Raw genomic sequence first — 2,345 nt, forward strand, 5'->3', positions numbered from 1 at the left:
AAGAGTCTAATTTTGAAATTATCTGAGAAAACAAAGTTATATTTGTCATAGGAGAAAGGTGTTTTTTGTGTTGCACCACAAAGATAACTTTGCGGAACAAATTTCCCTTTCTCTTTTATTAAACGTTTAGGACGCTATTGACCTATTTTGGTGAAATATGGGTCATTAGTCATCACTTTTCTTGAAATACTGTATCTTTGCAAACTATGAAAAAAGAGGTTGAAATATTAGTTGGTAAAGGTGAAATGCTACCTTTAATGGAAGAGTTTTACACCATTCAAGGGGAAGGTTTTCATAAAGGCACCGCAGCTTATTTTGTGCGCATTGGCGGATGTGATGTTGGGTGCCATTGGTGCGATGTTAAAGAAAGTTGGAATGCTAATGTGCACCCTCCAACAGAAACAGTAAAAATAGTAGAAAATGCCAAAAAGTATAGCGATACTATTGTAGTCACAGGAGGCGAACCATTAACTTGGGACATGACAGCCTTAACAACCCAGCTCAAAGCAGAAGGGATGCAAGTGCATATTGAAACTTCTGGAGCATACAAATTAACCGGAATTTGGGATTGGATTTGTTTATCACCAAAAAAAATGAAGCTTCCTACTCAAGAAGTTTATGATAAGGCTCATGAGCTAAAGATGATTATTTACAACAAAGACGATTTTCGTTTTGCGGAAGAACAAGCTGCCAAAGTAAATAAAGACTGTATTTTATATTTACAACCCGAGTGGAGTAAACGCGATAAAGTGGTTCCAGAAATTGTAGATTATGTGATGGCTAATCCAAAATGGAAAGTGTCTTTACAAACTCATAAATATTTAAATATTCCATAAAAAAGAGGTCTTGAAATTTCAAGACCTTTTTCTTTTATTTGAACATAAATTACTTGCTCACAGGTACAGCTACTCTAACAGTGCCCCAAGCTAAATACATATTGCCTTTACCAAACGCTATAGAAAATGCTTCAACGGCCTCATCTTTGCTTACAGTGCCTTTAGTTCTTAATACATCATGTTCTTCTTTATAGTTATAGGCGCCCCAAATATCTAAATCTTTGTTTAAAATAATAGTCCATTCTGTGTCACCAGGAATAGTAAATAATGAGTACACTCCCGCTTTAACGGTTTTACCTCCAAATTTTGTGTCTTGGAAAAATTTAATTTCAACAGCTTCATTAGCCCCAGTTCTCCAAACTTTTCCATTTGGCGCGAGTGTACTTAACGCTCTGCCTTTAAGTTGAGGTCTGCTGTAAATAACTTTTACCATTGGAGGTGAATTCCTATCCGTTTTGTAATAAGCAATATCTAGTGGGCTTTTATCCATTTTTGCGAATTTTTGCGCATGTACGTTTGTAGTTAAGAGCATAATAAATGCAAAAGCGATGGTCGAAATAAACGATAATTTTTTCATAATGAGTTTTAAGGTTTTAATCATCTATAAAGTTAAACTGAAATTATCTTAAAAATTTTATAAAAAGCCTAAGTAAATGTTAAAGTTTATAAGGTTTCTAATACAGTTTGTAGTAAGTTCTGGGTCTGAAAATGATTCATACATCAAAACAATACTGTATTTTTATATACAATTAACATACATAATAATGAAACTCTTAAAATTTGGTCGCGATTTTAAACCCGACGAAAAAGTAATTCTTCGAGATTATTTAGCCATCGAGCGTACACGTTTGGCAAACGAGCGTACCTTGTTATCATACATTCGGTCGTCCTTGTATTTGTTAATCGGTAGTATCGCTTTTTTTCAATTAAAAGACTTTCCAAATTTCAAATATTTAGCCTTAGCATCTTTAGTATTTAGTGCCATCTTTTTTATAATAGGGGTTTTTCGATTCAGATTGCTTAAAAAAAGTTTAAAACGCTTGTATTACATGTCTGAACAAGCAAAAGATAATAATTAAAATTCTAGTCGACATGGCGAGGGCAAAGGATGTGTTAATCTTTTCATTATTAATTAGTGCATCATATAATTATTTGGGCGATTGCCTGCCGTTAGGCGGGTTAACCGAAAAGGTTCCAGCTAGTAGTTTATCTTGAACGCAGTCGAAGGGTGGCTATCTGTAAAATGCAAGAACTTTTCAAATTTAAAGTTTCCATATTTTTAAAAAGGGTGCTACTATTATCACTAACACAAACCCATATACAAAACAGGTTTTAAGGTGGGTTGAGGGTTTTTAAGAAGCTTATAATTAATAACCTGAGTTCGATTAATATTTAGATAAGTTTTAATAGTAAAAAAGATAGATTTTTAGTAAATTAAAGTACTGAAATTCAATTTATTAATCTAAAAACCTATCTATGTTTTGTTACTCTAAAATTACAGATTTATTT

Annotated in this window: 3 protein-coding genes; 2 read left to right on the forward strand and 1 reads right to left on the reverse strand. The window is 33.0% G+C overall.

Annotation, left to right across the window (positions count from 1 at the left end):
• The first annotated feature begins 206 nt into the window (after positions 1–206).
• Positions 207–836, forward strand: a complete 630-nt coding sequence (locus tag P8K68_RS13790; protein ID WP_300252171.1) for a 7-carboxy-7-deazaguanine synthase QueE — start codon at positions 207–209, stop codon at positions 834–836.
• Between the two features lie 49 nt (positions 837–885).
• Here the strand turns inward: P8K68_RS13790 and P8K68_RS13795 are convergent, their stop codons facing one another.
• Entirely contained in the window at positions 886–1,413 is a 528-nt protein-coding gene (locus P8K68_RS13795) for a DUF2911 domain-containing protein (protein ID WP_300252174.1), read from the reverse strand.
• 187 nt (positions 1,414–1,600) lie between these two features.
• Between P8K68_RS13795 and P8K68_RS13800 the strand changes: the two genes are divergently transcribed.
• On the forward strand, positions 1,601–1,915 hold the full coding sequence (locus P8K68_RS13800; protein ID WP_300252176.1) for a DUF202 domain-containing protein: 315 nt from the start codon (positions 1,601–1,603) through the stop codon (positions 1,913–1,915).
• The last annotated feature ends 430 nt before the right edge of the window (positions 1,916–2,345 follow it).

It is taken from the genome of Algibacter sp. (assembly GCF_029245835.1).
In the GTDB taxonomy this organism is placed as follows: domain Bacteria; phylum Bacteroidota; class Bacteroidia; order Flavobacteriales; family Flavobacteriaceae; genus Algibacter_B.